The 26,162-nt window shown below is 64.5% G+C and carries 13 protein-coding genes; 5 read left to right on the forward strand and 8 right to left on the reverse strand.

Translation table 11 applies throughout. The features are described 5' to 3' along the window. Positions 1 to 7 precede the first annotated feature (7 nt). From YA0848_RS15335 to YA0848_RS15350, 4 genes are all read right to left on the reverse strand, one after another. Positions 8 to 1,402, reverse strand: a complete 1,395-nt coding sequence (locus tag YA0848_RS15335) for an aspartate aminotransferase family protein (RefSeq protein WP_034099407.1) — start codon at positions 1,400 to 1,402, stop codon at positions 8 to 10. A gap of 301 nt (positions 1,403 to 1,703) precedes the next feature. Continuing rightward, positions 1,704 to 2,471, reverse strand: a complete 768-nt coding sequence (locus YA0848_RS15340) for an N-acetylmuramoyl-L-alanine amidase (RefSeq protein WP_034114696.1) — start codon at positions 2,469 to 2,471, stop codon at positions 1,704 to 1,706. A gap of 124 nt (positions 2,472 to 2,595) precedes the next feature. Then, the gene (locus YA0848_RS15345) at positions 2,596 to 3,918 is read right to left on the reverse strand and encodes an ATP-binding protein (RefSeq protein WP_034114698.1); all 1,323 of its coding nucleotides are present in this window, start codon (positions 3,916 to 3,918) and stop codon (positions 2,596 to 2,598) included. After that, on the reverse strand, positions 3,915 to 4,595 hold the full coding sequence (locus YA0848_RS15350) for a response regulator (protein ID WP_169902443.1): 681 nt from the start codon (positions 4,593 to 4,595) through the stop codon (positions 3,915 to 3,917). The genes YA0848_RS15345 and YA0848_RS15350 overlap by 4 nt, the downstream gene beginning before the upstream one ends. Positions 4,596 to 4,772: 177 nt before the next feature. Between YA0848_RS15350 and dsbD the strand changes: the two genes are divergently transcribed. From dsbD to dsbG, 3 genes are read left to right on the forward strand one after another with little or no spacing between them, the layout of a single operon-like run. Then, complete coding sequence (gene dsbD, locus YA0848_RS15355) at positions 4,773 to 6,500, forward strand: protein-disulfide reductase DsbD (protein ID WP_034099414.1); 1,728 nt, start codon at positions 4,773 to 4,775, stop codon at positions 6,498 to 6,500. Continuing rightward, a complete protein-coding gene (locus tag YA0848_RS15360; RefSeq protein WP_047881332.1) occupies positions 6,500 to 7,351 on the forward strand; it encodes a TlpA disulfide reductase family protein in 852 nt (283 codons plus the stop codon). The genes dsbD and YA0848_RS15360 overlap by 1 nt, the downstream gene beginning before the upstream one ends. After that, complete coding sequence (gene dsbG / locus YA0848_RS15365; protein ID WP_034138809.1) at positions 7,327 to 8,088, forward strand: thiol:disulfide interchange protein DsbG; 762 nt, start codon at positions 7,327 to 7,329, stop codon at positions 8,086 to 8,088. Before YA0848_RS15360 ends, dsbG begins: the two co-directional genes overlap by 25 nt. 62 nt (positions 8,089 to 8,150) lie before the next feature. Here dsbG and YA0848_RS15370 read toward each other — a convergent pair whose 3' ends face one another. Continuing rightward, a complete protein-coding gene (locus tag YA0848_RS15370) occupies positions 8,151 to 21,047 on the reverse strand; it encodes a non-ribosomal peptide synthetase (RefSeq protein WP_169902444.1) in 12,897 nt (4,298 codons plus the stop codon). Positions 21,048 to 21,099: 52 nt separating this feature from the next. Then, on the reverse strand, positions 21,100 to 21,852 hold the full coding sequence (locus tag YA0848_RS15375) for a thioesterase II family protein (protein ID WP_169902445.1): 753 nt from the start codon (positions 21,850 to 21,852) through the stop codon (positions 21,100 to 21,102). A gap of 302 nt (positions 21,853 to 22,154) precedes the next feature. On the opposite strand from YA0848_RS15375, the gene YA0848_RS15380 reads away from it, so the two are divergent. Continuing rightward, the gene (locus YA0848_RS15380; RefSeq protein WP_034099424.1) at positions 22,155 to 22,706 is read left to right on the forward strand and encodes an RNA polymerase factor sigma-70; all 552 of its coding nucleotides are present in this window, start codon (positions 22,155 to 22,157) and stop codon (positions 22,704 to 22,706) included. Between the two features lie 9 nt (positions 22,707 to 22,715). Here YA0848_RS15380 and YA0848_RS15385 read toward each other — a convergent pair whose 3' ends face one another. Then, positions 22,716 to 23,504, reverse strand: a complete 789-nt coding sequence (locus YA0848_RS15385; RefSeq protein ID WP_047881329.1) for a substrate-binding periplasmic protein — start codon at positions 23,502 to 23,504, stop codon at positions 22,716 to 22,718. Between the two features lie 93 nt (positions 23,505 to 23,597). Then, entirely contained in the window at positions 23,598 to 24,224 is a 627-nt protein-coding gene (locus tag YA0848_RS15390; protein WP_034099426.1) for a TetR/AcrR family transcriptional regulator, read from the reverse strand. A gap of 152 nt (positions 24,225 to 24,376) precedes the next feature. Between YA0848_RS15390 and YA0848_RS15395 the strand changes: the two genes are divergently transcribed. Continuing rightward, a complete protein-coding gene (locus YA0848_RS15395; protein ID WP_169902446.1) occupies positions 24,377 to 26,155 on the forward strand; it encodes an acyclic terpene utilization AtuA family protein in 1,779 nt (592 codons plus the stop codon). Positions 26,156 to 26,162: the final 7 nt, after the last annotated feature.

Genomic DNA, 26,162 nt, shown 5'->3' on the forward strand with positions numbered 1-26,162 from the left:
CAAAAAATTAGAGACTGGCGACGGCTGCCGCCAGGGCGCGACCGAAAATATCGGCTACTTGGTCGATTTCGCCGGCGGTGATTACCAGCGGCGGCAAGAAGCGCACCACGCTGGCGTGGCGACCGCCCAGTTCCAGGATCAAGCCGCGCTTGAGGCATTCGCGCTGCACCAACGGCGCCAACTGGCGATGCACCGGGGGGTGGCCCTGGCTGTCGAGCGCGCCGTGGGGGTCTACCAGCTCAACGCCGAGCATCAACCCACGCCCACGGATATCCCCCAGGTGTGGGTAGTCGCGCTGCAACAGGCGCAGGTGTTCACCCAGGCGCTCGCCCATCGCCGCTGCGTGACCCGGCAAATCGTGGGCCTTGAGGTAGCGCATTACCGCCGAGCCCGCCGCCATTGCCATCTGGTTGCCACGAAACGTGCCGGCATGGGCGCCCGGCAGCCAGGTGTCGAGCCAGTCGCGGTACACCACCACCGCTAACGGCAGGCTGCCGCCGATGGCCTTGGATAGCACCACCACGTCCGGGATGATGCCGGCGTGTTCAAACGCAAACATCTTGCCGGTGCGACCGAAGCCGCTCTGGATCTCATCGACGATCAATGCCACGCCCGCCTGTTGGGTGATACGCCGCAGGCCTCGCAGCCAATCGAGGTCGGCCGGAATCACGCCGCCCTCGCCTTGCACCACTTCCACAATCACCGCCGCCGGCAGCAGCACGCCGGCTTCGGGATCGTTGAGCAGGTTTTCCAGGTAATGCAGGTTGACCCGCACGCCCTCCGCGCCGCCCAGGCCGAACGGGCAGCGGTAGTCATAGGGGAACGGCAGGAATTGCACGCCATTGCCGAGCAGGGCACCCAACGGTTTCTTCGGCCCCAGGCTGCCCATCAGGCTCAACGCGCCTTGGCTCATGCCGTGGTAACCGCCCTGGAACGACAACACCGTGCTGCGCCCAGTGGCGGTGCGCACCAGTTTCAGCGCGGCTTCCACCGCATCGGTGCCGGTGGGGCCGCAGAACTGGATCTTGGCTTCCTGCGCCAGCTCAGCCGGCAGCAGGCCGAACAAGTCCTGCACAAACTGATCCTTGACCGGCGTGGTCAGGTCGAGGGTGTGTAGCGGCAGTTCATCGCTCAGCACCTGCTGGATGGCGTCGATCACCACGGGGTGGTTATGCCCCAGCGCCAGCGTACCGGCGCCGGCCAGGCAATCGATAAAGCGTCGGCCCTCCACGTCCTCCACGTAAATGCCCTTGGCCCGCTTCAGCGCCAGGGGGATACGCCGCGGATAACTGCGCGCATTGGACTCCTGCTGACGCTGACGGGCCAGCAGCGGGGTTTCGTCGAACTGATAAAGCGTTTCATGCACTTGGGTATCTTCAATACGGCTGATAGCGACTGACATCTCTCGATCCCTCAATACGCGGATGATGGTGACCAAACTGCCGATCCGTTGGCGTCTGGCCCAAGGGCATGCGCACGGATTTCCTGTTCTGGAAACGCACCAGCGAGAAGAGGATTTAGGCGGCAGTGATGATTGCCCCTGATAGCGGGGAATCAATCGGCAACTCTATTGGCTGATCCAGTGCCATCGGGGGCAAGCCCCCTCCCACATTGGGATGACCTTTGTTTTCGAAATGGAGCAATGGGTCGGTTAAAGTGAAATCGGTCAAAACTGTGGGAGGGGGCTTGCCCTGCGCCGGGCTTCAGAGCCCGCGGTATTTTTCATTCAAGGCATACAGAATCGCGCAGGTCTCGGCATCCAGCACGCCACGGTAGTCCCGTGGCCGAAAGTGCATCTGAAAGGCCCGTGTCCGCGATTCGAACGCCTGGCGGTTCTGCGCCGGCTTATAGCCGTAGCGCTGGAACGCACGCTCCACCTCTACCTCAGGGGGTAAGCCGACGCAGAAGCGGCGTTGATACATGGCCCGGGTCGACTCGTCGAACCAGGCGCCCAGGCCCGCCTCGGACAAGCGCTGCCACGGCAGTCGCGGCCCTGGATCGCTTTTGCGCCAGTAGGCGACGTCGCTATGGCCGAGGATGTCCGTCGGTTCGATCTGCGGATAACGCCCCAGCACATCATGCAGCAGCGCAGTCAGCGCCTCGATCTGTGCTTCGGCAAACCCGGGAAAAACAAACACACCCGCCTCATCCCGCGCCAGGTTGACGATCTCGATGCCAATCGACCGTGCATTGAGGTTGTCGCGCCCACCCCATTGGCTGGCCCCGGCGTGCCAGGCGCACTGACGTTCGTCCACCAGGCGGAACACGCGCAGTTCCTCGTACCCGGCGGCGCGGTAGCCGGGGTCGTTGGGGTCGGGCAACAGGTAGTGGGCACTCACGGCAGCCTGGGTCAGGGTGCGCAGAGACGCGGCAAACGGCGCCGCGGTGTAATGCAGGATCACCTGCCGCACGGGCTCGCCGTTACGTTCGTTGCAGCCCGTGGCGGAAAAACTGGTGTCGATGACCAACATAAGAAGCATCCTTTTCAATTCAGGCCGAGTCTTTCGGCCCGTTCAAGCGCAAAAAAATTACCGCCATCCTGAAGCCTTCCACTTCAAGCGGGCGGTAACTATTTGGCACCGGAAAGAAAAGGGATCAGCGTCGCAGCGGCATGCCCAGCTCCACTCGCAGGCCATCGGGCTGGCTGTCGAAGTTCAGTGAGCAACCACAGCGCTGCACGATCGCCTGCACAATCGCCAGGCCCAGGCCACAGCCTTCGCTGCTGCCGTTGCGCCAGAAACGCTGGGTGAGGTATTGCAGGTCTTCGCTGGAGATCTGCTCGCCATGGTCACGCACGCGGAACACTACCTTGTCGGCGTCGTTGAACAGGCTCAGTTCCACGCGGGTGTGGGCTGGTGTGTGGCGCAGGGCGTTGTCCAGCAAGTTGCGCAGCGCGGCCACGGCCAGGCCCACCGGCATGTCCACCGGGGCGCCGCAGAGGTTGTCCGACAGGATCAGATCAATGCGCCCGTTGTCGCCGGCGCTGGCGTCCTGAATTGCCAGGCGCGCGACCTCTTCGGCGCTGGACTGCAAACCATCGTCAAACGACAGGCTGCCTTCCACCCGCGCCAGCAACAGCAATTGTTCCAGGGTGCGGTGCAGGCGGTCGGCGCCCTCCTCGGCATGGGCCAGGGACTGGTCGCGTGCGGCGCCGTCGGTCATGCGTGCCACTTGCAGGTGGGTCTTGATCGCCGTCAGCGGGCTGCGCAGTTCATGGGCCGCATCGCCGGTGAGGCGGCGTTCGCGCTCGATGGTCTTGGCGATGCGCTGCAACAGTTGGTTCTGGGTGTCGAGCAGCGGCTTGAGTTCGCTGGGCAGCGGGTGGATTTGCAGCGGTTCGAGGGAATCGGCGCTGCGCCGCATCAGCGCATCACGCATGCGGTTAAGCGGCAGCAGGCTCTGGCCGATGCCCAGCCACAGCAGGCACAGACAGCCCAGCATCGCCACGCCCACCGGCACCGACGCCGCCAGCAGGATCGACAGGTTCAACGCCTCGCGCTCCACCTGACGGTCAGCGGTGGTGATCAGCAGGTCGCCACGGGACAAGGTAAAGCTGCGCCAACCCACGCCGTCGATAACCTGATCGCGAAAGCCGCTTTTGCGCGACTCCAGCCCTTCATCCGGGGTGGTGTGGCTGCGCGCGAGAATTTCCCCACGCAGGGAGCTGACCTGGCAGGCCATGCCGCCCGGCACATTGAGTTGTTCGGCACTGAAATGCGCACCGCCGCTGACGCTGGCCAGGCCCGGCATCTGCTCGGTCAGCCCGGCCACCATGCGCGCCGACGCCACCAGGCGCTGGTCGAGGGAAAACATCATCTGGTTGCGCAGGTCATTGAGCATCCAGGCTGCCGCCAGGGCCCAGATCAACACGAACGCGGCGCCCAACTTGAAGGTCAGGCGCAGGCGCAGGCTCTTCACGACGCGTTCTCTCCCCCGTCCGCCGGCCCCAGGCGGTAGCCCAGGCCGCGCACGGTCTCGACGATGCCGTTGCCCAATTTGCGCCGCAGGTGGTGGATATGCACGTTGAGGGCGTTGCTTTCCAACTCGTCATTGAAGCCGTAGACGCTGTCCTTGAGCTGCTCGCTGGACAGCACACGGCCCTTGTTGTGCAGCAACGCTTGCAGCAACGCCTGTTCCCGGCGCGACAGGTCCACCGGCTGACCGCTCAGGAAGGTTTCGCGGCTGCTGGGGTCGTAGGTCAGGCGGCCGTGTTCGATCAGGTTGACGCTGCGCCCGGCCACCCGCCGCAGCAGGGTTTGCAGACGCGCGGCCAATTCGCGCAGGTCAAAGGGCTTGAGCAGGTAGTCGTCGGCCCCGGCCTGCAGGCCGTCGACGCGGTTGGTCACCGAATCCCGCGCGGTGAGGATCAGCACCGGAATCTCCAGGCCCTGGCTGCGCTGTTGCTGCAACAGCTTAAGGCCGTCTTCGTCGGGCAGGCCGAGGTCGAGCACCATGATGTCGAAGGTCGCGGCCTTGAGCATCGCGCGCGCGGCCGCTGCCGTGGCCACGCGCTCGACCGTAAAGCCTTGGGCGGTGAGGCCGGCCACGATGCCGCTGGCGATCAGTTCGTCGTCTTCGCAGACCAATACGTGCATGGAGAACCCTTCGTCAAAGATGGGGGAGATTAAAGAACCAACCGATTAAGCGCGGATTATGCCGTGAAAAGATGCACCCTCAGATATTCCCTACACTTTAGAATAGCGCCCGGTTAATCATCGGTTAATCAACGCCACACATTGTGTGCCTCACTTGTATCGAACTAAGGCTTGACCATGCGGCTTCTGTTGACCTTTCTACTGGTGATGTTCGCCGGGTTCGCCCAGGCCGCGCCGGGTAACCCCTTCGACACCAAACCCGAGTTCCTCCCGGTGGGCAAGGCCTTCACCTTTACTTCCGAGCGCCTTGAAAGTGGCGAGACCCAGTTGTATTGGCAGATTGCCGACGGCTACTACCTGTACCAGCAACGCATGAAGTTCGACGGCCTCGCCGAAAAGCCCGTGCTGCCCCAGGGCGAAGCCCATAGCGATGAATTCTTCGGCGAGCAGCAGGTGTATCGCCAGGGCCTGGAAGTCAAGCTGCCGGCGGGCACCACCGGCCAGGTCAAGCTGGGCTGGCAGGGCTGCGCCGACGCCGGCCTGTGCTACCCGCCGCAATCGATCACCGTGAACCTGGGCGGCAACCCGGCGGTAGCCGCCACTGCGCAGGCGCAGGATCAAAGCCTGGCCAGCGGCCTGCAACAACGCAGCCTGGGTTGGAGCCTGCTGGTGTTCTTTGGCCTGGGCCTGCTGCTGGCGTTCGCACCCTGCTCGTTGCCGATGCTGCCGATTCTCGCCGGCCTGGTGGTCGGCAGCGGCGCCAGTCCGCGTCGCGGCTTTGCCCTGGCCGGCAGCTATGTGGTGTGCATGGCGCTGGTGTATGCCGCGCTGGGCGTGCTGGCCGCCCTGCTCGGCGCCAACCTCGCGGCGCTGCTGCAAACCCCCTGGATCCTCGGCAGTTTCGCGGCATTGTTCGTGATCCTGGCCCTGCCGATGTTCGGCTTCTTCGAGCTGCAACTGCCAGTGGCCCTGCGGGATCGTTTGGATAACGTCAGCCGCAACCAGAGCGGCGGTAGCCTGGTCGGCGCGGGCGTGCTCGGCGCATTGTCCGGCCTGCTGGTGGGGCCATGCATGACCGCGCCCCTGGCCGGCGCGCTGTTGTACATCGCCCAGAGCGGCAATGCGCTGCACGGTGGGTTGATCCTGTTCGCCATGGGCATCGGTATCGGCGTCCCGCTGTTGCTGTTGGTGACCGTGGGCAATCGCTTCCTGCCCAAGCCGGGCACCTGGATGAACGTGCTCAAGGGGGTATTCGGCTTCCTGTTCCTGGGCACTGCCGTGCTGATGATTCGCCCGGTGGTGGATGAAAGCCTGTGGCTCGCCCTGTGGGGCGCGCTGGCGATGGCCATGGCCTATTGCGGCTGGCGCCTGGCCCAGGATTTCGGGCGGGTGGCCATGCTGTTCGGCGCCGGTTCCGTGGTGCTGGGCCTGTGGGGCGCGCTGATGCTGGTGGGCGCCGCCGGTGGCAGCGACGAACCGTGGCAGCCGTTGAAGGTGTACAACGGCTCGAGTAGCGCAGCCGCGCCGACGGCCCACGACGCCTTCCTGACCCTCAACGACCCAGCCGCGCTGCAAAGCCAACTCGACAGTGCCAAGGCCCAGGGCCAATGGGTGCTGGTGGATTACTACGCCGACTGGTGCGTGTCGTGCAAGATCATGGAGAAACAGGTGTTCGGCCGCCCCGAAGTCCTCGCCGCCCTCAAAGATGTGCGCCTGTTGCGCCTGGACGTCACCGCCGACAACCCCGCCAGCCGCGAACTGCTGGGCCGCTACCAGGTGCCAGGGCCGCCGAGTTTCGTGTGGATCGGCCCGGACGGCCAGGAACGCCGCGCCCACCGCATTACCGGTGAAGTCGACGCGATGACCTTCCTGCAACGCTGGACCCAAGCCCGGGACGCCCTCTGATGCTGACCCTGACCATCGGCACCTTCGCCATCGCCCTGAATCACATCCTGCTGATCGGCGCGCTGATTCTCGCCACCCTGGTGGGTTGGCGCGTGGCCAAGCGTGGCGGTGAAAACCCGGAGTCGGTGCTGTTCAGCCTGTTTCTACTAGGCATGCTCACCGCGCGCATCAGTTTCGTGCTGATGTACTGGAGCTACTACCGCAACGACCCACTGCAAATGGTCGACCTGCGCGACGGCGGTTTCCTGGCTTGGCCGGGCGTGGTCGCACTGATCCTCGGCGCCCTGCTCTACGGTTGGCGCCGCCCGGCGCTGCGCAAGCCGCTGAGCGCCGGCGTCATCACCGGCCTGCTGTTCTGGGGCATGACCAGCCTCTCATTGAGCGTGTATGAAAAAGGCACGCGCCTGCCGGACATCACCTTGCGCAATGCCAATGGCGACGTAGTGCAACTGGTCGACTACCAGGGCGGGCCGCTGGTGATCAATCTGTGGGCCACCTGGTGCCCGCCGTGCCGGCGCGAAATGCCGGTGCTGGAAAGCGCCCAACGCATGCGCCCCGACGTGACCTTCCTGTTCGTCAACCAGGCCGAAAGCATGCAAAGCGTCAGTACCTTCCTAGCCACCCAGGGCCTGACCCTGGACAACGTCTTGTTCGACGCCAGTGGCCGCCTCGGCCAGGCCGTTGGCTCCATGGCCCTGCCGACCACGCTGTTCTATACACCCGACGGACGCTTGATCAACAGCCATTTGGGCGAGTTGTCCCAGGCCAGCCTGGCCCGTGCCATGGAGCCCTTCGACACCGTCCCCACCGCCACAAGGAAACCGACATGCCCCGCCTCCGCCACCTGCTGACCCTGCTGCCGCTGACGCTGGCGGCCTCCCTGGCCCAAGCCGAAGACTGGCCAGCGCCGATCAAGCAGATCGAAGCCAAGGGCGCCAAGATCATCGGCAAATTCGACGCCCCCAGCGGCCTCACCGGCTACGCCGCGCAATACCAGAACCGTGGCATGGCGCTGTATCTCACCGCCGATGGCAAACACGTAATCGCCGGCAGCCTCTACGACGCCCAGGGCAACGACCTGAGCAACGCGCCCTTGGAAAAACTGGTGTATGCGCCGATGGCCAAGGAAGTCTGGGCCAAGATGGAACACAGCAGCTGGATCCAGGACGGCGACGTTAAGGCACCGCGCATCGTCTACCTGTTCAGCGACCCCAACTGCCCTTACTGCAACATGTTCTGGGAACAGGCGCGACCCTGGGTGAAGGCCGGCAAGGTGCAACTGCGCCACATCATGGTCGGCATCATCCGCGAAGACAGCCCCGGCAAATCCGCCGCGCTGCTGGCCGCCAAAGACCCGCAAAAAGCCTTGGAAGAACACGAAGCCGCCGGCAAAGGCAGCAAGTTGCAGGCGCTGGCCAAGATCCCGGCGGATATCGAAGCAAAGCTCGATGCCAATATGAAGTTGATGGACGAGCTGGAACTGTCGGCTACACCGGCGATTTTCTATCTGGATGACAAGGGCGGGTTGCAGCAACAGCAAGGTGCGCCGTCGCCGGATAAGTTGGTGAAGATACTTGGGCCAAAATAAACGCTGGCTGGACTGACGTTATCGGGGGCAAGCCCCGATAACGCCCTCACAGACAGCGAAGATCAAAGCCCTTCCAACTCCGCCATCAAATCACTCAACCGATCCACCTTCTCCACGCTGATCTCACTGCCCGCCAACCCGTCGATGTACTCGGCCAGTTCCGCCACGCTGCTGCACTCGAACATCGCGCGCAGCGGTACGTCCCGTTGCAGGGTTTTCTGCACACGCGAGGCAATCTGTGTGGCCAGCAGTGAATGCCCGCCAAGCTCGAAGAAGTTGTCCTGCACACCGACCCGCTCGACTTTGAGCACTTCGGCCCAGATGACGGCCAGGGTGGTTTCCAGTTCGTTGCGTGGCGCCAGGTAATCCTGGCGATGCAACTGGCCGATTTCCAGGACCGGTAGAGCGTTGCGGTCGAGTTTGCCGTTGGCGTTGAGCGGCAGGCGTTCAAGCCATAGCCAATGCAGCGGCACCATGTACTCCGGCAGTTCGGCGCGCAGGCGCTGTTTGATACGGTCCAGACGTTCGCTGGGGTCGAGCGCGCCATCGGCCGCCACCAGGTAGCCCACCAAGTGTTTGCCGTTGACGCCGTCCTGCACGCCGACGGCGGCATCGCGCAGGTCGGCTTGTTCGTGCAGACGCGCTTCGATTTCCCCCAGCTCGATCCGGTAGCCGCGAATCTTCACCTGATGGTCGATCCGACCGACATATTCCAACACCCCATCGCTGCGCCGCCGCGCCAGGTCGCCGGTGCGGTACAGGCGTTCGCCCGGCGCGCCGAACGGGTCGGGCACAAAGACCGGCGCAGTACGCAACGGGTCGCCAACATAGCCGCGCCCGACTCCGGTGCCCGCCACGCACAATTCGCCGACGGCGCCTTGGGGCACCAACTCCAGTGCGCCATCAAGCAGGTACAGGCGGTTGTTGTCGGTGGGTGTGCCAATCGGCAGATAAGTGCCACGGGTCGAGGCCAGGTCGACTCGGAAGAACGCCACGTCATCGGAACATTCCGCCGGGCCGTACGCATTCACCAGGCCGATCTCGGGGTAGCGTTGCAGCCACTGGTGCGCCAGTTCAGGCGGCATCGCCTCGCCGGTCGGCAGCATCCAGCGCAGGCCGTCCAGGTGCAGGCGCTCCTGGGCGAGCATGCCCTGAATCAACGACGGCACGCTCTCCAGCACGCTGATGCCCTGGGCCTGCACATGGGCCAGCAAACCTTGCGGGTCGTGGGCGATGCTGTTCGGCACGATGTCCACCCGCGCGCCAAACAACGGCGCGGCGAGGAATTGCCACACGGAAATATCGAAACTCTGGGAGGCGGTTTGCGCGATCACATCCGCTGCGGTCAGGTCCAGGTACGGCACTTTGCTCAACTGGTTATTGAGCATGCCGCGCTGTTGCACCATCACGCCTTTGGGCAGGCCGGTGGAGCCGGAGGTGTAGATCATATAGGCGAGGTTGTCGGGGCCACTGTAGACACCCGGGTTCTCACCACGGGCCGGCACTTCGTCCCATACCAGCAACTGGCAGTCGATGCCGTCCAACAACGCGATGGCCTGTTCGCGACACGCCTCGCTGCACACCAGCAGCGGCGTACGGCTCAGCTCGATAAGGCGGCGCAGACGCTGGCTCGGCAAGCCCGGATCCAGCGGCAAGTAGCCGGCCCCGGCCTTGAAGCTGCCGATGATCATGCCCAGCAATTCCAAGTCGCGTTCGGCCAGCAACGCCACCGGTTGATCCAGGCCGACACCCGCCGCGATGAGTGCGTGCCCCAGGCCATTGCTGCGGCGATTCAGTTCCTCGTAGCTCCAGTGCCGATCCAGGCAACTGGCGGCGATACGCTGTGGATGCGCGGCTACCTGGGCTTCGAACAGCTCCACATAGCTGCGCTCCAGTGGGTAGGCGTGTTCGCTCTGGTTGCAGCCGTGCACCAGGAAATCGCGCTCCTGTTCGCCCATCAGCGGCAAGTCGGCCATGTCGCCATGGAAGCCCTGCACCAGCGCCAGCAGCAGGCGTTTGAACTCGGCAAGTAAACCTTGCACGGTGCTTTCGTCGAAATAGCGTTGGTCGTAGGACAGGTGCAAGCCCAGGTCATCGCCCGGATAGCACACGGCCGTCAGCGGGAAATTGGTGTGGGTGCGCCCGGAATCCGAGGTGGCGTTCAGACTATGGGCGCGGTCCAGTACCGTGGTGTCCACCGGGGCGTTTTCGAACACGAACAGGCTGTCGAACAACGGCTGGCCCTTGGGCAGTTCGCTGTGTTCCTGGATAGTCACCAGCGGCAGGTATTCGTACTCGCGCAATTGCATATTGCTGTCGAGCAGGCCGTTCAACCACTGCCGCACGCTGCAGGGCTGGCCGTCCTCGGGCAGTTGCACCCGCAGGGCGATGCTGTTGATAAACAGACCGACCGTGTGTTGCATCTCGGGCATGTCCACCGGACGACCGGCCACGGTCACGCCAAACACCACGTCACGGTCTCCGCTCACCCGACGCAGCACCAGCGCCCAGGCCGCCTGGGCGAAAGTGTTGACGGTCAGTTGATGGGCCTGGGCCAATTCACGCAGCTGTGCGCCGTCGTGCGCATCGAGGCGGGTGTAGCAGTCGCCCACCACCATGCCGCCGCTGTGGCCGGCGTGTTCGCGCAGGAATGGGCGGTCGCTGGGGATCGGCGTGGTGCGTTCGAAGCCTTTCAGGTTCTGTTGCCACCACTGGCGCGCTTCGCTCAGGTTGCGGCGTTGCAGCCAGGCGATGTAGTCGCGATAGCGCGGCGGCGTGGCCAGCTGCGCGTCGCGGCCTTCACCCAGCGCCAGGTAGATTTCGAAGAAGTCGTTCATCAGCAACGAACGGCACCAGGCATCGATCAGGATGTGGTGGTTGCTCATCATGAACCAGTAGCGCGCCTCGCCCACGCGAATCAGCCGCAGGTGGAACGGAGCCTGGTTAAGCAGATCGAAACCGGCCTCGCGCTCGGCCTTGAGCAGCGCTTGCAGGCGCGGCTCATGCTCGGCCTCCGGCGCGTGGCGCCAGTCCAGGTACTCGATGGGGGTGCTACCCGGTGCGTGGATCACTTGCAGCATGTCTTCGCCGACGTTCCAGCAGAACGACGCGCGCAAGGCTTCGTGACGGGCGATCACCGCTTGCCAGGCCTGGGCGAAACGCTCGGGGTCCAGCTCGCTATTGATGCGGTAGCGATCCTGCATGTAGTACAGGCCAGTGCCCGGTTCCAACAAGGTGTGCAGCAGCAAACCTTCCTGCATCGGGGTCAGCGGGTAGACATCTTCGATCACATGGGCGGGCACCGGCAGGCTGTCCAGTTGTGCCTGAGTCAGACGCGCCAGAGGGAAGTCCGACGGAGTCAGGCCACCGGCCTGGTCGCTGAGGCAGTGTTCGATCAGGCTGTGCAACTCGGCCAGGTAAGCCTCGGCCAATGCGCCGATGGTGCGCGCATCATAGCGTTCGCGGCTGAAGGTCCAGCGCAGCAGCAATTCACCGCCGTAGACCTGGCTGTCCACGCTCAAAGCATTGGGCAGCGGCGCGTCCGGGTCATGGGCCTGGCCGGCCGGCTCATCCAGCGGATGGAACAGCGCATCGGCGCCGAAGCTCTGGTCGAACTGGCCAAGGTAATTGAAGGTGATTTCGGCGCTCGGCAGCGTCGCCATCTGCTGCTTGCAACCGGCGTCCGCCAGGTAGCGCAGCACGCCATAGCCCAGGCCCTTGTGGGGCACCGCGCGCAGCTGTTCCTTGATCGCCTTGATCGAATCGCCCTGCCCGTCTTGGGGCGTGAGGCGCAGCGGGTACGCGCTGGTGAACCAGCCGACGCTGCGGGTCAGGTCGATATCGTCGAACAGCGGTTCGCGGCCGTGGCCTTCCAATTGGATCAACGCCGAGGCGTGGCCGCTCCAGCGGCACAGTACGCGGGCCAGGGCGGTCAGCAGCAGGTCATTGACCTGGGTGCGGTATGCGCTGGGCGCCTGTTGCAGCAACTGGCGGGTGCGCTCGGCGTCCAGGCGCAAGCTGACGCTGTCGGCATCGCGATTGCGCAGCGCGCCATGGGCACGGTCCACCGGCAACGCCACGTCAGGCCCGGCCAACTGCGCTTGCCATACGGCCAGTTCTTCGCGCAGGGATTCGCTGCCGGCATACGCCTGCAGGCGCGCGGCCCAGTCACGCAGCGCGCTGGTCTTGGCCGGCAGGCTGACCGACTGGCCGGCGCTCAACTGGCGGTATACCGTTTGCAAATCTTCGAGCAGCACACGCCACGACACGCCGTCCACCACCAGGTGATGGATCGCGATCAGCAGGCGTTGCTGGCCCTCGGGCCCGTCCACCAGCAGCGCGCGCAGCAGCGGGCCGTGTTGCAGGTCGAGGCTGCGCTGGGTGTCGTTGAACAGCGCGGTGCACTGCGCCATGTCGCGTACCTGGGCCTGCATCAGCACACCGCCATGGGGTACGGCCAGGTGTTCGGCGTGCCACTGGGCGTCGCGCCGGGTAAAACTCAGGCGCAGCGCATCGTGGTGCTCCAGCACCGCCAGCAGCGCTTGCTCCAGACGGTGCGGGTCGAGCAGTTGCAGCGGCTTGAGCAGCAGCGCCTGGTTCCAGTGCTGACGGTTGGGCATCGGCGTTTCGAAGAACCACCGTTGGATCGGCGTCAGCCCCGAACGACCGGTGAGCACGCCTTGCTCGGCGCGGATGTGCTCGGTGCGCGTGGCCACGGCGGCCAAGGCCCTCACGGTCTGGTGCTGGAACAGGTCACGCGGGCTGAAATGAATCCCGGCCTGGCGTGCGCGGCTCACCACTTGGATCGACAGGATCGAATCGCCGCCCAGTTCAAAGAAGTTATCGTCCAGGCCCACTTGCTGCACATTCAACACGGCGCACCAGATCGCGGCCAGGTTGCTTTCAAGGGCGTTGCTTGGCGCCACGTAATGTTGGCGGTTGGCCTCCGGGTCGGGTTGCGGTAGCGCGCCGCGGTCGAGCTTGCCGTTGGCGGTCAGCGGCATGCTGTCGAGCACGATCAGATGCGCGGGCACCATGTAGTCCGGCAATTGCGCCTTCAGGTGAGCTTTGAGGGCCTCGCGCAGAGGGCCGTGCTCGGCGTCGCTGACCAGGTACGCCACCAGTTGTTTGCCGCTCGGCGCATCCAGCGCCAGCACCACCGCTTCGCGCACCTGGCCGTGTTCCAACAGACGGGTTTCGATTTCCCCCAGCTCGATGCGAAAACCGCGAATCTTCACCTGATGGTCGATTCGCCCCAGGTACTCCACCAGGCCATCGGCGCGCTGGCGCACCAGGTCACCGGTGCGGTAAAGACGCCCGCCATCGGCGGCAAACGGGTCGGCCACAAAGCGCTCGGCGGTCATGCCCGGACGTTGATGGTAACCCTGGGCCAGACCGGCCCCGCCGATGTACAACTCGCCGCTCGCGCCCTGGGGCACCAGGGCCAGATCGGCATCCAGGATGTACGCCACGCGCTCACCGACAATGCTGCCGATCGGCACGCTGCCGGCGCCCTCCTCCCACTGCGGCGGCGCCAGGCTGGCCAGGGGCATCACCACGGTTTCGGTGGGGCCGTAGGCGTTGAAAAACAGCGCGGGCTGGAACGCCCCACGGATGCGCTGCAAGTGTTCGCCGGTCAGGGCTTCGCCGCCGGTGATGCACATGCGCACCGGCAATGTATGCCGCTGGGTCGCCAGCCATTGCGCCAACTGGCTGCCGTAGCTCGGGGTAAAGCCCAGCACCGTGACGCCATGGTTGCGTATCAACCCACAGATCTGCTCGGCATCCCATTGCCCCTCAGCCCGCAGCACCACGTGTGCGCCGCTGAGCAACGGCACCAGCAAACGCTCGGTGGCGGCGTCGAAGTTGATCGAATAGAAGTGCAATTCGCAATCGTCGGCGCGCATGCCGAAACGCTCGATCACCGCCTGGCAGTGCATGGCGATTTCACCGTGGGACACCACCACGCCTTTGGGCTTGCCGGTGGAGCCGGAGGTGTAGATCAGATAAGCCTGATGCTGCGCCAGGTTGATGCACGGCGGCGCCTCGGCCGGGTAATGGCCCAGCACCGGCAGGTCATCTTCCAGGCACCAGCAGGCTACCGTGGCCGGCAGTTCGCCGAGGGCTTCGAACATCGCCGCATCGCTGAGCAGCAGGCCGATGCCGCTGTCGTCGATCATGTAGTGCAGGCGATCGAGGGGGTATTCCGGGTCCAGCGGCACATAGGCGCCGCCGGCCTTGAGGATCGCCAGCAAGCCAACCACCATCTCCAAGGACCGGGGCAATGCCAGGCCGACCCGCACTTGGGGGCCCACGCCACGCTCGCGCAGCATCCAGGCCAGGCGGTTGGCGCGCGCTTCCAGCTCGCGGTAGCTGAGGGTTTCACCGGCAAAGGTGAGCGCCGGGGCGTCGCCACGTTTTCGTGCCTGTTGGCTGAACAGCGGATGCAGGCATTGATCCAGGCGATGCACACCGGGCTCGGCGCCCAGGCTGCGCTGCAAGTGGCGTTGTTCAGCGGCGCTCAGCAACGGCAATTCACTCAAGCGCTGGTGCGGGTCGGCGATCAGTGCTTCGAGCAGGTTGCGCCAATGCTCGGCCATGCGCGCGATGCGCGGTTCGTCGAACAGGTCGGTGCTGTAGGTCAGGCAGCAACCCAGGCGATGGTCGAGGTCGGTGACTTCCAGGTTGAGGTCGAACTTGGTGGCGCGCGCATCGTTGGCCAGGTACTCGACGGTCATGCCGGCCAGTTGGCGGCTCTGTTGGAATTCCCAACGCTGCACGTTGCACATCACCTGGAACAGCGGGTTGTACGCTGCACTGCGCGGCGGTTGCAAGGCTTCGACCAAGTGGTCGAACGGCAGGTCCTGATGGGACTGGCCTTCGATCACGGTGTGACGAACGTGCTCGAACAATTCGTGGACATTCATCTGCCCATCGAGCTGGCATCGCAGCACCTGGGTGTTGAGGAACGCGCCGATCAGCCCCTCGCTTTCCGGGCGGATGCGGTTGGCCACGGGGGCGCCGATGCGCAGGTCGGTCTGGCCGCTGTAGCGGTAGAGCAGCACCGCCAGGGTCGCGGTCATGGTCATGAACAGCGTCAAGCCGCGCTCGGCATTGAACGCCCGCACCCGCGCGGCCAGTTCGTCGCTGAGGTCGAAGCGATACAGTTCGCCCCGATGGCTTTGCACCGGCGGCCGCGGACGGTCGGCGGGCAGTTCCAGCAAGGGGTGTTCGCTGCCCAGTTGCGCGGTCCAATAATCCAATTGGCGCTGGCGCTCGCCGCTCTCCAGCCATTGGCGTTGCCACACGCTGTAGTCCAAGTACTGCGCCGGCAGCGGCGCCAGCGGCGACTCGCGCTCGTCGATAAACGCTTCGTACAGCGCACTGAGTTCACGGGCAAAAATGTCCATGGCCCAGCCTTCGGTGACGATGTGGTGCAAGGTCAGCACCAGGTAATGCTCCTGCTCGCCGGCCTTGACCAGGCACGCACGCAGCAACGGCCCGGTTTCCAGGTTGAACGGTGTATGGGCTTCGTGATCGGCCAACTGCTGCAGGCGTTGCTGGCGCTCGGCAGCACCGAGGGCGGACAGGTCCTGCCAGTCCATGCGCACGCCGGTCTGCGCCGCGACGTGCTGGCAGGCCACGCCGTCGACGCTGGGGAACGTGGTGCGCAGGGTTTCGTGACGCATGATCAAGGCCTGCAACGCGGCTTCGAAACGTCCCACATCCAGCACCCCGCGCAAGCGCGCCATGCCGCCGACGTTGTAGGCCGGGCTGTCCGGTTCCATCTGCCAGAGAAACCACATGCGCTGCTGGGAATAGGACAGCGGCACCGGCTGGCGACGGTCGACCCTGGCGATGGCGGTGTGCTGATTGCGCTGACCGGCCGCCTGGATCAGCGCGACCTGTGTGGCAAATGCTTCAAGCTCGCTGGTGTCGAACAGGGTGCGCAACGGCAGCTCGACATCGCAGGCCTGGCGGGTGCGGGAAACGATCTGGGTGGCCAGCAGGGAGTGGCCGCCGAGGGCGAAGAAATCATCGCGCAGGCCCACCTGCGGCACCCCGAGCACCTCGCGCCAGATCGCGGCGATCTGCTGCTGCAACGGCGTCGCGGGTTCCACATGTTCGCGGGTGTGCCACACCGGCTCAGGCAATGCGCGACGATCGAGTTTGCCGCTGGGGCTCAGGGGCATGGCGTCCAGGCGCATCACCTGCGCGGGCACCATGTACTCCGGCAGCTCTGCGGCCAGGGTGGCTTTGACGTCGTGTTCATCCAATGGGGTGTGCGCGGTGTAGTAACCGATCAATTGCCCGTCGCGTACCAACACCACGGCTTGGGCGACACCGTCCAGGGCCAGCAGGCGCGCTTCGATTTCTTCCGGCTCCACGCGGAACCCGCGCAGCTTGACCTGCTGGTCGAGGCGACCGAGGTATTCCAGCACACCGTCGCGGCTCCAACGCACACGGTCGCCGGTGCGATACAGGCGCGTGCCGGCTTCGCCCAGCGGGTCGGCAACGAAGCGTTCGGCGGTCAGCCCGGCACGCCCCAGGTAACCGCGCGCCAGGCCGATGCCGGCGATGCACAGCTCACCCGGCACTCCGGCGGGCAGTGGGTTGAGGTGCTCGTCGAGCACGCGGCAGATCACATTACCCAGCGGCCGACCAATCGGCGAGCGCTCGCCGTCCTCGGCCTGGCAGTGCCAATGGGTGACGTTGATCGCGGTTTCGGTCGGCCCATAGCGGTTGTGCAACTGCACCGCCGGCAACTGCGCCAACACGCGATTACGCAGCTCGGCGGGCAAGGCTTCGCCACCGGAGAACAGGCGGCGCAGGCTGGTGCATTCGGCGGCCAGCGGCTCGTCGATAAACAGCTGCAACAGCGGCGGCACAAAGTGCAGCGTGGTTACGCCGTAGGTCTGCACCAGTTGCGCGATGCGATGTGGGTCGCGGTGTTCGCCGGGCCCAGCCAGTACCAGGCGGCAGCCGCTGATCAACGGCCAGAAGCACTCCCATACCGACACGTCAAAACTGATCGGCGCCTTCTGCATCAGCACATCGCTGGCGTCGAGCCGATAGGTGGCCTGCATCCATTGCAGGCGCTCGGCCAGAGCCCCGTGGGTGTTGCCCACGCCTTTGGGCTGGCCGGTGGAGCCGGAGGTGTAGATCACGTAAGCGAGGTTGTCGCCGTGCAGGTGCAGGCCCGGCGGCTGGGTCGGCCAGCTGTCCAGGTGCAAGCTGTCCATGGCGATCACGCACATGCCCTCGGCGCTCGGCACGCGATCGAGCAGTGCGGTCTGGGTCAGCAGCAGGTGCACGCCGCTGTCCTTGAGCATGTAGGCCAGGCGCTCGGCCGGGTAGTCCGGGTCCAGTGGCACGTAGGCGCCGCCGGCCTTGATGATCGCCAGCAGACCGATCAGCAACTGCGGCGAACGCTCGGCGGCGATGGCCACGCACACGTCCGGGCCGACGCCTTTGTCGCGCAGGTAATGGGCCAGGCGATTGGCCTGGGTATGCAGTTGGGCGAAGCTCAGGCTGCCGCCGTCCCACACCAGCGCGGTGGCGTCCGAGGTGTGCTGGTTGAGGGCTTCGGGCAGCCATTGTTGCGCCGGTGCGCAGGGCGCGGCGTTCCATGCCTGCTGTTCATCGTGCGGCAGCAGCGCAAGGTCGCCGAGGGCCAGGTGCGGCTGTTCGCACACGCCGTGCAGCAGGTGGATAAAGTGCTCGGCCAGACCCTGGATAGTCGCCGCCTCGAACAGTTCATCGGCGTAGTCGAACGACAGACTCAGGCGCCCGTTGCGGTCCTCTTCACTGTGCAGTTGCAGGTCGAACTTGGCCTCGCGGCTGTGCCATGGCAACTCGTCGGCGAGCATGCCCGGCAGGCGGCGCAGCGCGCTCAAGTCCCGCTGCTGATGGTTGAACATCACCTGGAACAACCCCTGTTCGCGAGCCTGGGGGAAGGCTTCTAGGAGTTGTTCGAATGACAGGTCCTGATGGGCCTGGGCGCCCAACACGGTTTGGCGGGTAGCGGCCAGCAACTCATTGAACGGCAGGCGCCCATCCAGCTCGGCGCGTAGCACCAAGGTGTTGATAAAGAAGCCCACCAGGCCCTGGGTTTCCTGGCGCGGGCGGTTGGCGCTGGGCACGCCGATACGAATATCGCGCTGGCCGCTATAGCGGTAGAGCAAGGTCTGGAACACCGCGAGCAGCAACATGAACGGCGTGGATTCATGGGTCTGGGCAGTCTGGCGAAGCGCTTCGCTGAGGCTCGCGCTCAAGCGCACGCTATGCCGCGATGCGCTGCGGCGGTGCTGGGCCGCACGTGGGTGATCGGTCGCAAGGCTCAGCACCGGGTGCTCATCGCCCAGTTGCGCCTGCCAGTACGCCAGTTGACGCGAGCCCTCACCGTCGGCCAGCCATTGGCGCTGCCAACTGCCGTAGTCGGCGTAGCTTACGGTCAAAGCTGGCAGCGTCAGGGTTTGGCCCTGAACAGCGGCCGAATACAGGCGCGCGAACTCGTCGAGCAGGATCGACAACGACCAGCCATCGGCGATGATGTGGTGCAGCGTCACCAGCAACTGGTGGTCTTCGTCGTCCAGGCGCACCAGGGTTACCCACAGCAGCGGACCTTTTTCCAGATCGAACACGGTGCGCGCTTCGTCCTCGCGAATCTGCTGCGCGCGGGCTTCACGCTCGGCGGCGAGCAAATCGCTGAGGTCGATCAGTTGCAAGTCGAACGTGACTGCGGCGTCGATGCGCTGATAGGCCTGGCCGTCGCGTTCGTAAAAGCGCGTACGCAGGGCGTCGTGGCGCTGGCTCAACTGCGCGAAGCTGGCGCGCACCGCGTCTTCATCCAGTTCGCCGCGCAGGCGCAGGGCGCCGGGGATGGTGTACGCGCTGCTCTGGGGGGCGAGTTGCCAGGTGATCCACAGGCGATTCTGCGCCAGGGACTGAGGCAGTTCGTCGTGCGCAGGCAAGGCGCGGATGGCCCCTTGAGCCACCCCGCCGTCCTGTTGCAGGTGCGCGACCTGTGCGGCAAAACCCTGCAGGGTCGGTGCCTCGAACAACAGGCGCAGGTTCAGCTCCAGGCCCAGGCTTTCACGCAGGCGCGCAATCACCTGGGTGGCGCTGATGGAGTTACCGCCGAGCAAGAAGAAGTGGTCGTCGGCTGCCACGCTCGCGACCTGCAGTTGCTCGCACCAGATCGCGGCGATCTGGCGCTGCAGTTCGGATTCCAAGCTCGCCTCAACGGCCAACACCTGCCGATCAGGGAATTGCGCGTAACAATCGAGACTGCCATCGGCATGGCGCAGTGCGCAGGCGGCGCGCTGCACCTTGCCGCTGGAAGTCTTGGGCAAACCGCCGGGGTTGAGCAGCACCACCACACACGGCGCTTCTTGATAGGCCTCGGCCACCGCTTGACGAATCGCTTTGATCAACGCTTCGGGCGGCAGGATTTTCTGCACGCTGCGGCTGATTTCGGCGGCGATGCCGATACCTTCCAGGCCCTGATCACTGACGGCGAACGCCGCCACCCGGCCCTTGCGCACCACTTCCACTTCGCGCTCGATGGTCTGCTCGATGTCCTGGGGATAGAGGTTGTGGCCGCGCACGATCAACAGGTCCTTCAGGCGGCCGGTGATGTACACCTCGCCGTCGCGCCGAAAGCCCAGGTCACCGGTGCGCAACCAGGTACGCCCGGCGTGCGACACAAAAGTCTTGGCGGTGGCTTCGGGGTTACGCCAGTAGCCGTGGGCGATGCTCGGCCCGCTGGCCCAGAGTTCGCCGACGTGGTTGTCAGCCAGTTCGCTCAGGCTGTGGGGGTCGACGATCAACACCGCGTGGTCCGGCTGCGCCGTGCCGCAGCTCATGATCGCACTGCCCTGCCCTGGCTCGGCGCGGTTGGCGGCCAGTGCCGCATCGTCCACCCGCAGCGCCGGGATGCCCTGGCCACGACGGCCGCCGGCCACAAACAGCGTGGCTTCGGCCAGGCCGTAGGAGGCGAAAAAGTTGTTGGGGCTGAAGCCGCACACCGCGAATTTGTCGGCGAAGCGCTCCAAGGTGTCGAGGCGGATCGGTTCGGAACCGGAATAGGCCACGCGCCAGCGGCTCAGGTCGAGACGCTCCAAGGCCGATTCGCTGACCCGCTCACTGCACAAGCGATAGGCAAAGTCCGGACCGCCGCTGATGGTGCCGCCGTATTCACTGATCGCTTCCAGCCAGCGCAACGGCCGACCGAGAAAGTACGCCGGCGACATCAACACACACGGCACGCCGCTGAAAATCGGTTGCAGCAGGCCGCCGATCAAGCCCATGTCGTGGTACAGCGGCAGCCAGCTGACGATCACGTCGTCCGGGTTGAGGTCGATGCCGAAACCACGGCGGATCAGCACTTCGTTGGCCACCAGGTTGCCGTGGCTGACTTGCACGCCTTTGGGCAACGCGGTGGAACCGGAGGTGTATTGCAGAAAGGCGATATCGTCGGCTTGCAGGTCGACCGCGACCCACTGTTCGGCGAGCTGCGCGTCGAGGGTGTCGACGCTCAGCACCGGCGGCGCGCTGTTGAGTTGCGCCAGGCCCTCGCTCAGACTGGCGATGGTCAGCAACAGGCGCGGCTCGGCGTCGCCGATGATCGACAGCAGGCGCTCCTGATGATGGCGACGCGTGGACTCCGGCGGATAGGCCGGCACCGCGATCACCCCGGCGTACAAGCAACCAAAGAACGCTGCGACGTAGTCCGGGCCGCTGGGGAACAACAACACCGCGCGGTCGCCCAAGCTCGCCTGCGCCTGCAACGCTGCTGCGATGGTGCGGGCGCGTTGGTCCAGTTCGCGGTAACTGAGCACCACGTTGTGCTCGGCCGACTCGGCGAGGAAGCGCAACGCCACCTGATCCGGGGTGTGCGCGGCGCGATGTTGAAGGGACTGGACCAGTGTGCGGGGAAGTTCGAAGGCGTCCATCATGGGGTTCCTGCCTGAAATCGGCTTACGGGGAAATCGGAAAAATGGGCTGCGCTCAGCCGGCGGCCAGTTGCCGCGTCGCGCCATTGCGCCAGCGCGTCAGGTGTTCCTCGGCATAACGCCGCAAACAGCGCAGCACCGCGCTTTCGTGCTGCACGATGAAGAAGTGGTGACCGTCGAACAGGTCTAGGGAAAAGCCGCTGGCGGCCTCCAATTGCCAGTCGAGCAATTGGTCGGCGCGCACGCTGTCCTGCTTGCCGCCGAACACATGGATCGGCATGCCCAGGGGCTGGCGCTCGCCATAGCTGAAACTGCCGCACAGCAGAAAATCGGCGCGCAGGATCGGCAGCATCAACTGCATCAATTCGGGGTTGGCCAGGGCCTCCTCGGCGGTGCCCTGCAGTTCGCGCAGACGGGCGATCAGCTGTTCATCAGTCTTTTCAACCGCGTATTCACTGACGTCCCGACGGGCCGGCCCGGCAGTCCCGGATACGAACAGCGCCAGCGGCGCCGGCAGATTGCGGGCGTTCAGCGCGTGGGCCAGTTCAAACGCCAGCAGGCCACCCAGGCTGTGGCCGAACAAGGCGTAGGGGGTGTGCGGATCGCGGCTGATTTCCTGCGCGAGCTGCGCCGCCAGGGCCTTGATGTCGCGCTGCAAGGGCTCGTCCATGCGCATGCCGCGACCGGGCAATTCCAGTGGGCAGACCTGTAGCCAGTCCGGCAACGCACGGCGCCAGCGCACATAGACCATGGCGCTGGCGCCGGAATAGGGCAGGCAATACAGGCGCAATCGGGTCGCTGCACTCATCCCTGGAGTGCTCCGATGTGAGACACGCTGTGTGCACGATAAAAACCCATCTCGTCCTCCTGCGGGTGCTGATCCTTGGCCGCTGCGGGAACGGACCTGTCACCCATGAGAACGGACGGCCCCGGCAAATAATTAGTCGCCGGGGCAGCGCGTGAGGCACTTCACATCAAAGCGAAGAGCATAAGATTAGTTCGTCTTCTCATTTGACAATCATTATCATTCATCCTAATTTGTTGCCCGATGTGTAGGAGGCCTTAGCAAGGAAGCCCTCCCCTAACCTCTTTTGCGACAAGGTGATTTCCATGACGGAACCAGTAACCACAGGCAGGTGCGATTCACCTCTTCTTCAGGCGTTCGTCGACAATCGAACGATTCTGGTGAAGATTGCGGCACGCATTACCGGCTGCCGCTCGCGGGCCGAAGACGTCGTGCAAGATGCGTTCTTTCGCCTGCAGTCGGCGCCAACCATTACTTCATCGTTCAAAGCCCAGCTCAGTTACCTGTTCCAGATCGTGCGCAACCTGGCGATCGATCACTACCGCAAGCAGGCCCTTGAACTGAAATACTCCGGCACGGAAGAGGAAGGCTTGAATGTGGTGATTCACGGTGCTTCACCGGAAACCTCCCACATCAATTTCAATACCCTGGAAACCATCGCCGACGCCCTGACCCAACTGCCGCAGCGCACCCGCTATGCATTCGAGATGTATCGCTTGCACGGCGTGCCACAAAAGGACATCGCCAAGGAACTGGGCGTCTCGCCGACCCTGGTGAACTTTATGATTCGCGACGCGCTGGTGCACTGCCGCAAGGTGTCGGGCAGCCACAGCGATACGTTTGCGCGGCGGGTTTGAAACGCTCGATCAAGGCACCGACATCACATCGATGCGGTAAGGCTCGAAAATCTTCAGCATTTCGCCGTTGTCGCGCAGGCGTTTGAGCAGCGCGGCAAACGCTGGGCCTGTGATCGGCGCTTTGGGACGCAGCAGTGCGTAGTGGTGGTAGATCTGGTCGATACGCTCCGAGACCAGGAACTGCGTGGCGGTGTCGGCATTGCGTACCATGAAATCGCTGAGGTAAGAGCGGGTCACCAGCGCAATATCGGCGCGCCCGCGGGCGACCATCAGCAGGTTGCTGTCGTGGGAATAGGTCAAGGTCGCGTTGAAGCGTTCGGCCATGAGCTTGGGATCTGGGTTGAAGTTGGCGAAGGCGTAGTGATAACCGCTGAACACCGCCAGACGCTTGCCGACCAGGTCAGCGAAATAGCTTTGGTCGCGTCCGGGCGCACTTTGAGCGACGAAGATTTCCGCGTCTTCCAAGCCCATATCGACGCTGGTATGGGGAATTTTCTGCCAGCCCCAATCGGGGTTTTCGAAGATCGCCATGTCGACCCGGCCCTGGTCGAAATCGCGGAAACGCCGGGGAATCGAAGTGGGCACCAGCACGAACTGGTACTCGGTCTGCTCGGCGTTCAACGCCTCCACCAACTGCGGCAGCAACCCAGTGTCGGCCCCCTGCTCGGGTCGCACGGTGTACGGCGGGAAATGCGCCGCGCCGATGCGCACCAATTGCGCGGCTGAAACAGGCAGCCACGCTACGGTGCCCAGTGCCGATAAAGTAAGTCCTGCAGCCAACCGCCATGGCGATAACATCAAGGCACACACCGTTCATCACTCTGATGGCAATAAGCTAGGCGTTTTTGCCTGGGGAGACAACTTTCTACCGGCAAATTAATAGCTTGCGCCTCAGTCCTCTTTCAGAACCATTAACAATGCTTCTTCCGCCAGTTGTTCGAGGGTCAGGCTGCCGCCCTCGGCACGGAACCAGGTGGTCGTCCAGGACAGCGCACCGGTCAGGAAGCGCCGGGTGATAAATACATCGCCGCGGATGTAGCCCGCCGCTTTGGCTTCATTCAACACCTGCAACCAAATCTGCTCATACACATCACGTAACGCCAGCACCTGGGCCTGCCCTTCGGCTGACAGCGAGCGCCATTCGTACACCAGCACCGCCATGGCTTCGCCGCTGCCGCCCATGATCGACTGCAATTCGCAGCGGATCAGCGCCAGCACGCGCTCGCGCACGCTGCTCGCCGCTTGCAGCGAAGCACGCATCAGCGCGGTGTTGTAGTGGATGGTTTCTTCCATCACGGCCCGCAGGATCTCGTCCTTGCTCTTGAAGTGATGAAAGATGCTGCCGGACTGGATGCCCACGGCGCCGGCCAGATCGCGCACGGTGGTGCGCTCGAAACCTTTGTTGCGGAACAGGTGAGCCGCCGTCTGCAGCAACTTGCCCCGGGCGCTGTCGGGGTCGGTCAGTTGGCCGCCGTCGACCATGGTGCGCATCACCTGCAAGGCTTTTTGCTCATCCATGCTTCTCTCCTCTACTGCCAGAACGTGTTGGCCGGCAATTTAGGCCGTGCCAGCCACCCAAGCAAGCGCTTGGGTAAAACTTGTCAGCGGCGTTTACAAACCAAGCGCTTGCTTGGTAGTCTCGGCCACAGCCATTCGAGGAAGGATTTCTCATGAGCAAGACCGTTCGTATCGGCTGCGCCAGCGCCTTTTGGGGCGACACCTGCACCGCCGCCGCGCAGTTGGTGCACGGCGGTGCCCTGGACTACCTGGTGTTCGACTACCTGGCGGAGGTCACGATGTCGATCCTCGCCGGCGCGCGCATGAAAGATCCCCAGGCCGGTTACGCCACGGATTTCGTTGAGGTGCTTACGCCGTTGCTGGCCGATATCCAGCGCCAGGGCATCCGGGTGATCAGCAACGCCGGCGGCATCCACCCCCAGGCCTGCGCCGACGCCCTGCAAGCGGCTTGCGACCATGCCCAGGTGCCCTTGAAAATCGCCGTGCTGCTGGGCGATGACCTGCAACCCCAACTGAAAAATCTGCACGGCATCACCGATATGTTCGACGGCACGCCACTGCCGCCGGTATGCGTATCGGCCAACGCCTACCTCGGCGCGCCGGGCATCGCCCAAGCCCTCGCCCTCGGAGCGGATATCGTCATCACCGGTCGGGTGGTCGACAGCGCCGTGGTCAGCGCGGCGCTGGTGCATGAATTCGGCTGGTCCTGGCACGATTACGACCGCCTCGCCCAGGCTGCCCTGGCCGGGCACATCATCGAATGCGGCGCGCAGTGTACCGGCGGCAACTTCACCGACTGGCGCGACGTGCCCGATTACGAACACATCGGTTTCCCCATCGTTGAGGTCAGCGCCGACGGCCAGTTCACCGTAAACAAAGTCGACGGCAGCGGTGGCTTGATCAGCGAACTGAGTGTGGCCGAACAACTGCTGTATGAAATCGGCGACCCGCGCGCATATGTGCTGCCGGATGTGATCTGCGATTTCAGCCAGGTCAAATTGCAGCAACAAGGCAAGCACCAGGTGCGCCTGCACGGCGCCAAAGGCTTGCCCCCGACCGACCGCTACAAGGTCAGCGCCACCTACCCGGATGGTTTTCGCTGCACCGCCAGTTGCCTGATCGCCGGGATCGACGCGGTGGCCAAAGCCGAGCGGGTCAGCCAGGCGATCATCGGCAAGACCGCCGAGTTGTTCAGCCAGCGCGGCTGGGCGCCCTTCACCGACGTGAACATCGAACTGCTGGGCAGCGAAGCGACCTACGGCGCCCACGGGCAGCGCCATGACACCCGCGAAGTGGTGGTCAAACTGGCGGTGCGCCACCCAAGCAAACAGGCGCTGGTGCTGTTTGCCCGCGAGATCGCCCAAGCGGCGACCGGCATGGCGCCGGGGCTGACCGGCATCGTCGGCGGGCGGCCGACGGTATACCCGCTGATCCGCCTGTTTTCGTTTCTGATCGACAAATCGGCCTGCGACCTGAGTATCCACTGGCAGGGCGAACGGCATACCTGTGCCCTCCCCGCCGCCCAGGCACTGGTGACACCGGCGGCACCGATCGACCCGCCCAAAACCACAGGCCGCGCCGACGCCAGCGTCCCCCTGGTGAAACTGGCGGTAGCGCGCGCCGGCGACAAGGGCAATCACAGCAATATCGGTGTGATCGCCCGCGCGCCCGAGTACCTGCCCTGGATCGCCGAAACGCTGACCCCAGAAGTGGTCGTCGACTGGATGCGCCATGTGCTCGACCCCGTGCATGGTCGCGTCGAGCGGTGGTACTTGCCCGGCAGTCACAGCCTGAATTTCCTGCTGGAAAACGCCTTGGGCGGTGGTGGCATCGCCAGCCTGCGCATCGACCCCCAGGGCAAGGCTTTCGCCCAGCAACTGCTGGAAATCCCCATCGCCGTGCCGCAGCACATCGCCGATCAACTCAACTGACAGGAGC

This window comes from Pseudomonas sp. S4_EA_1b, from assembly GCF_016307435.1.
GTDB lineage: Bacteria > Pseudomonadota > Gammaproteobacteria > Pseudomonadales > Pseudomonadaceae > Aquipseudomonas > Aquipseudomonas rhodesiae.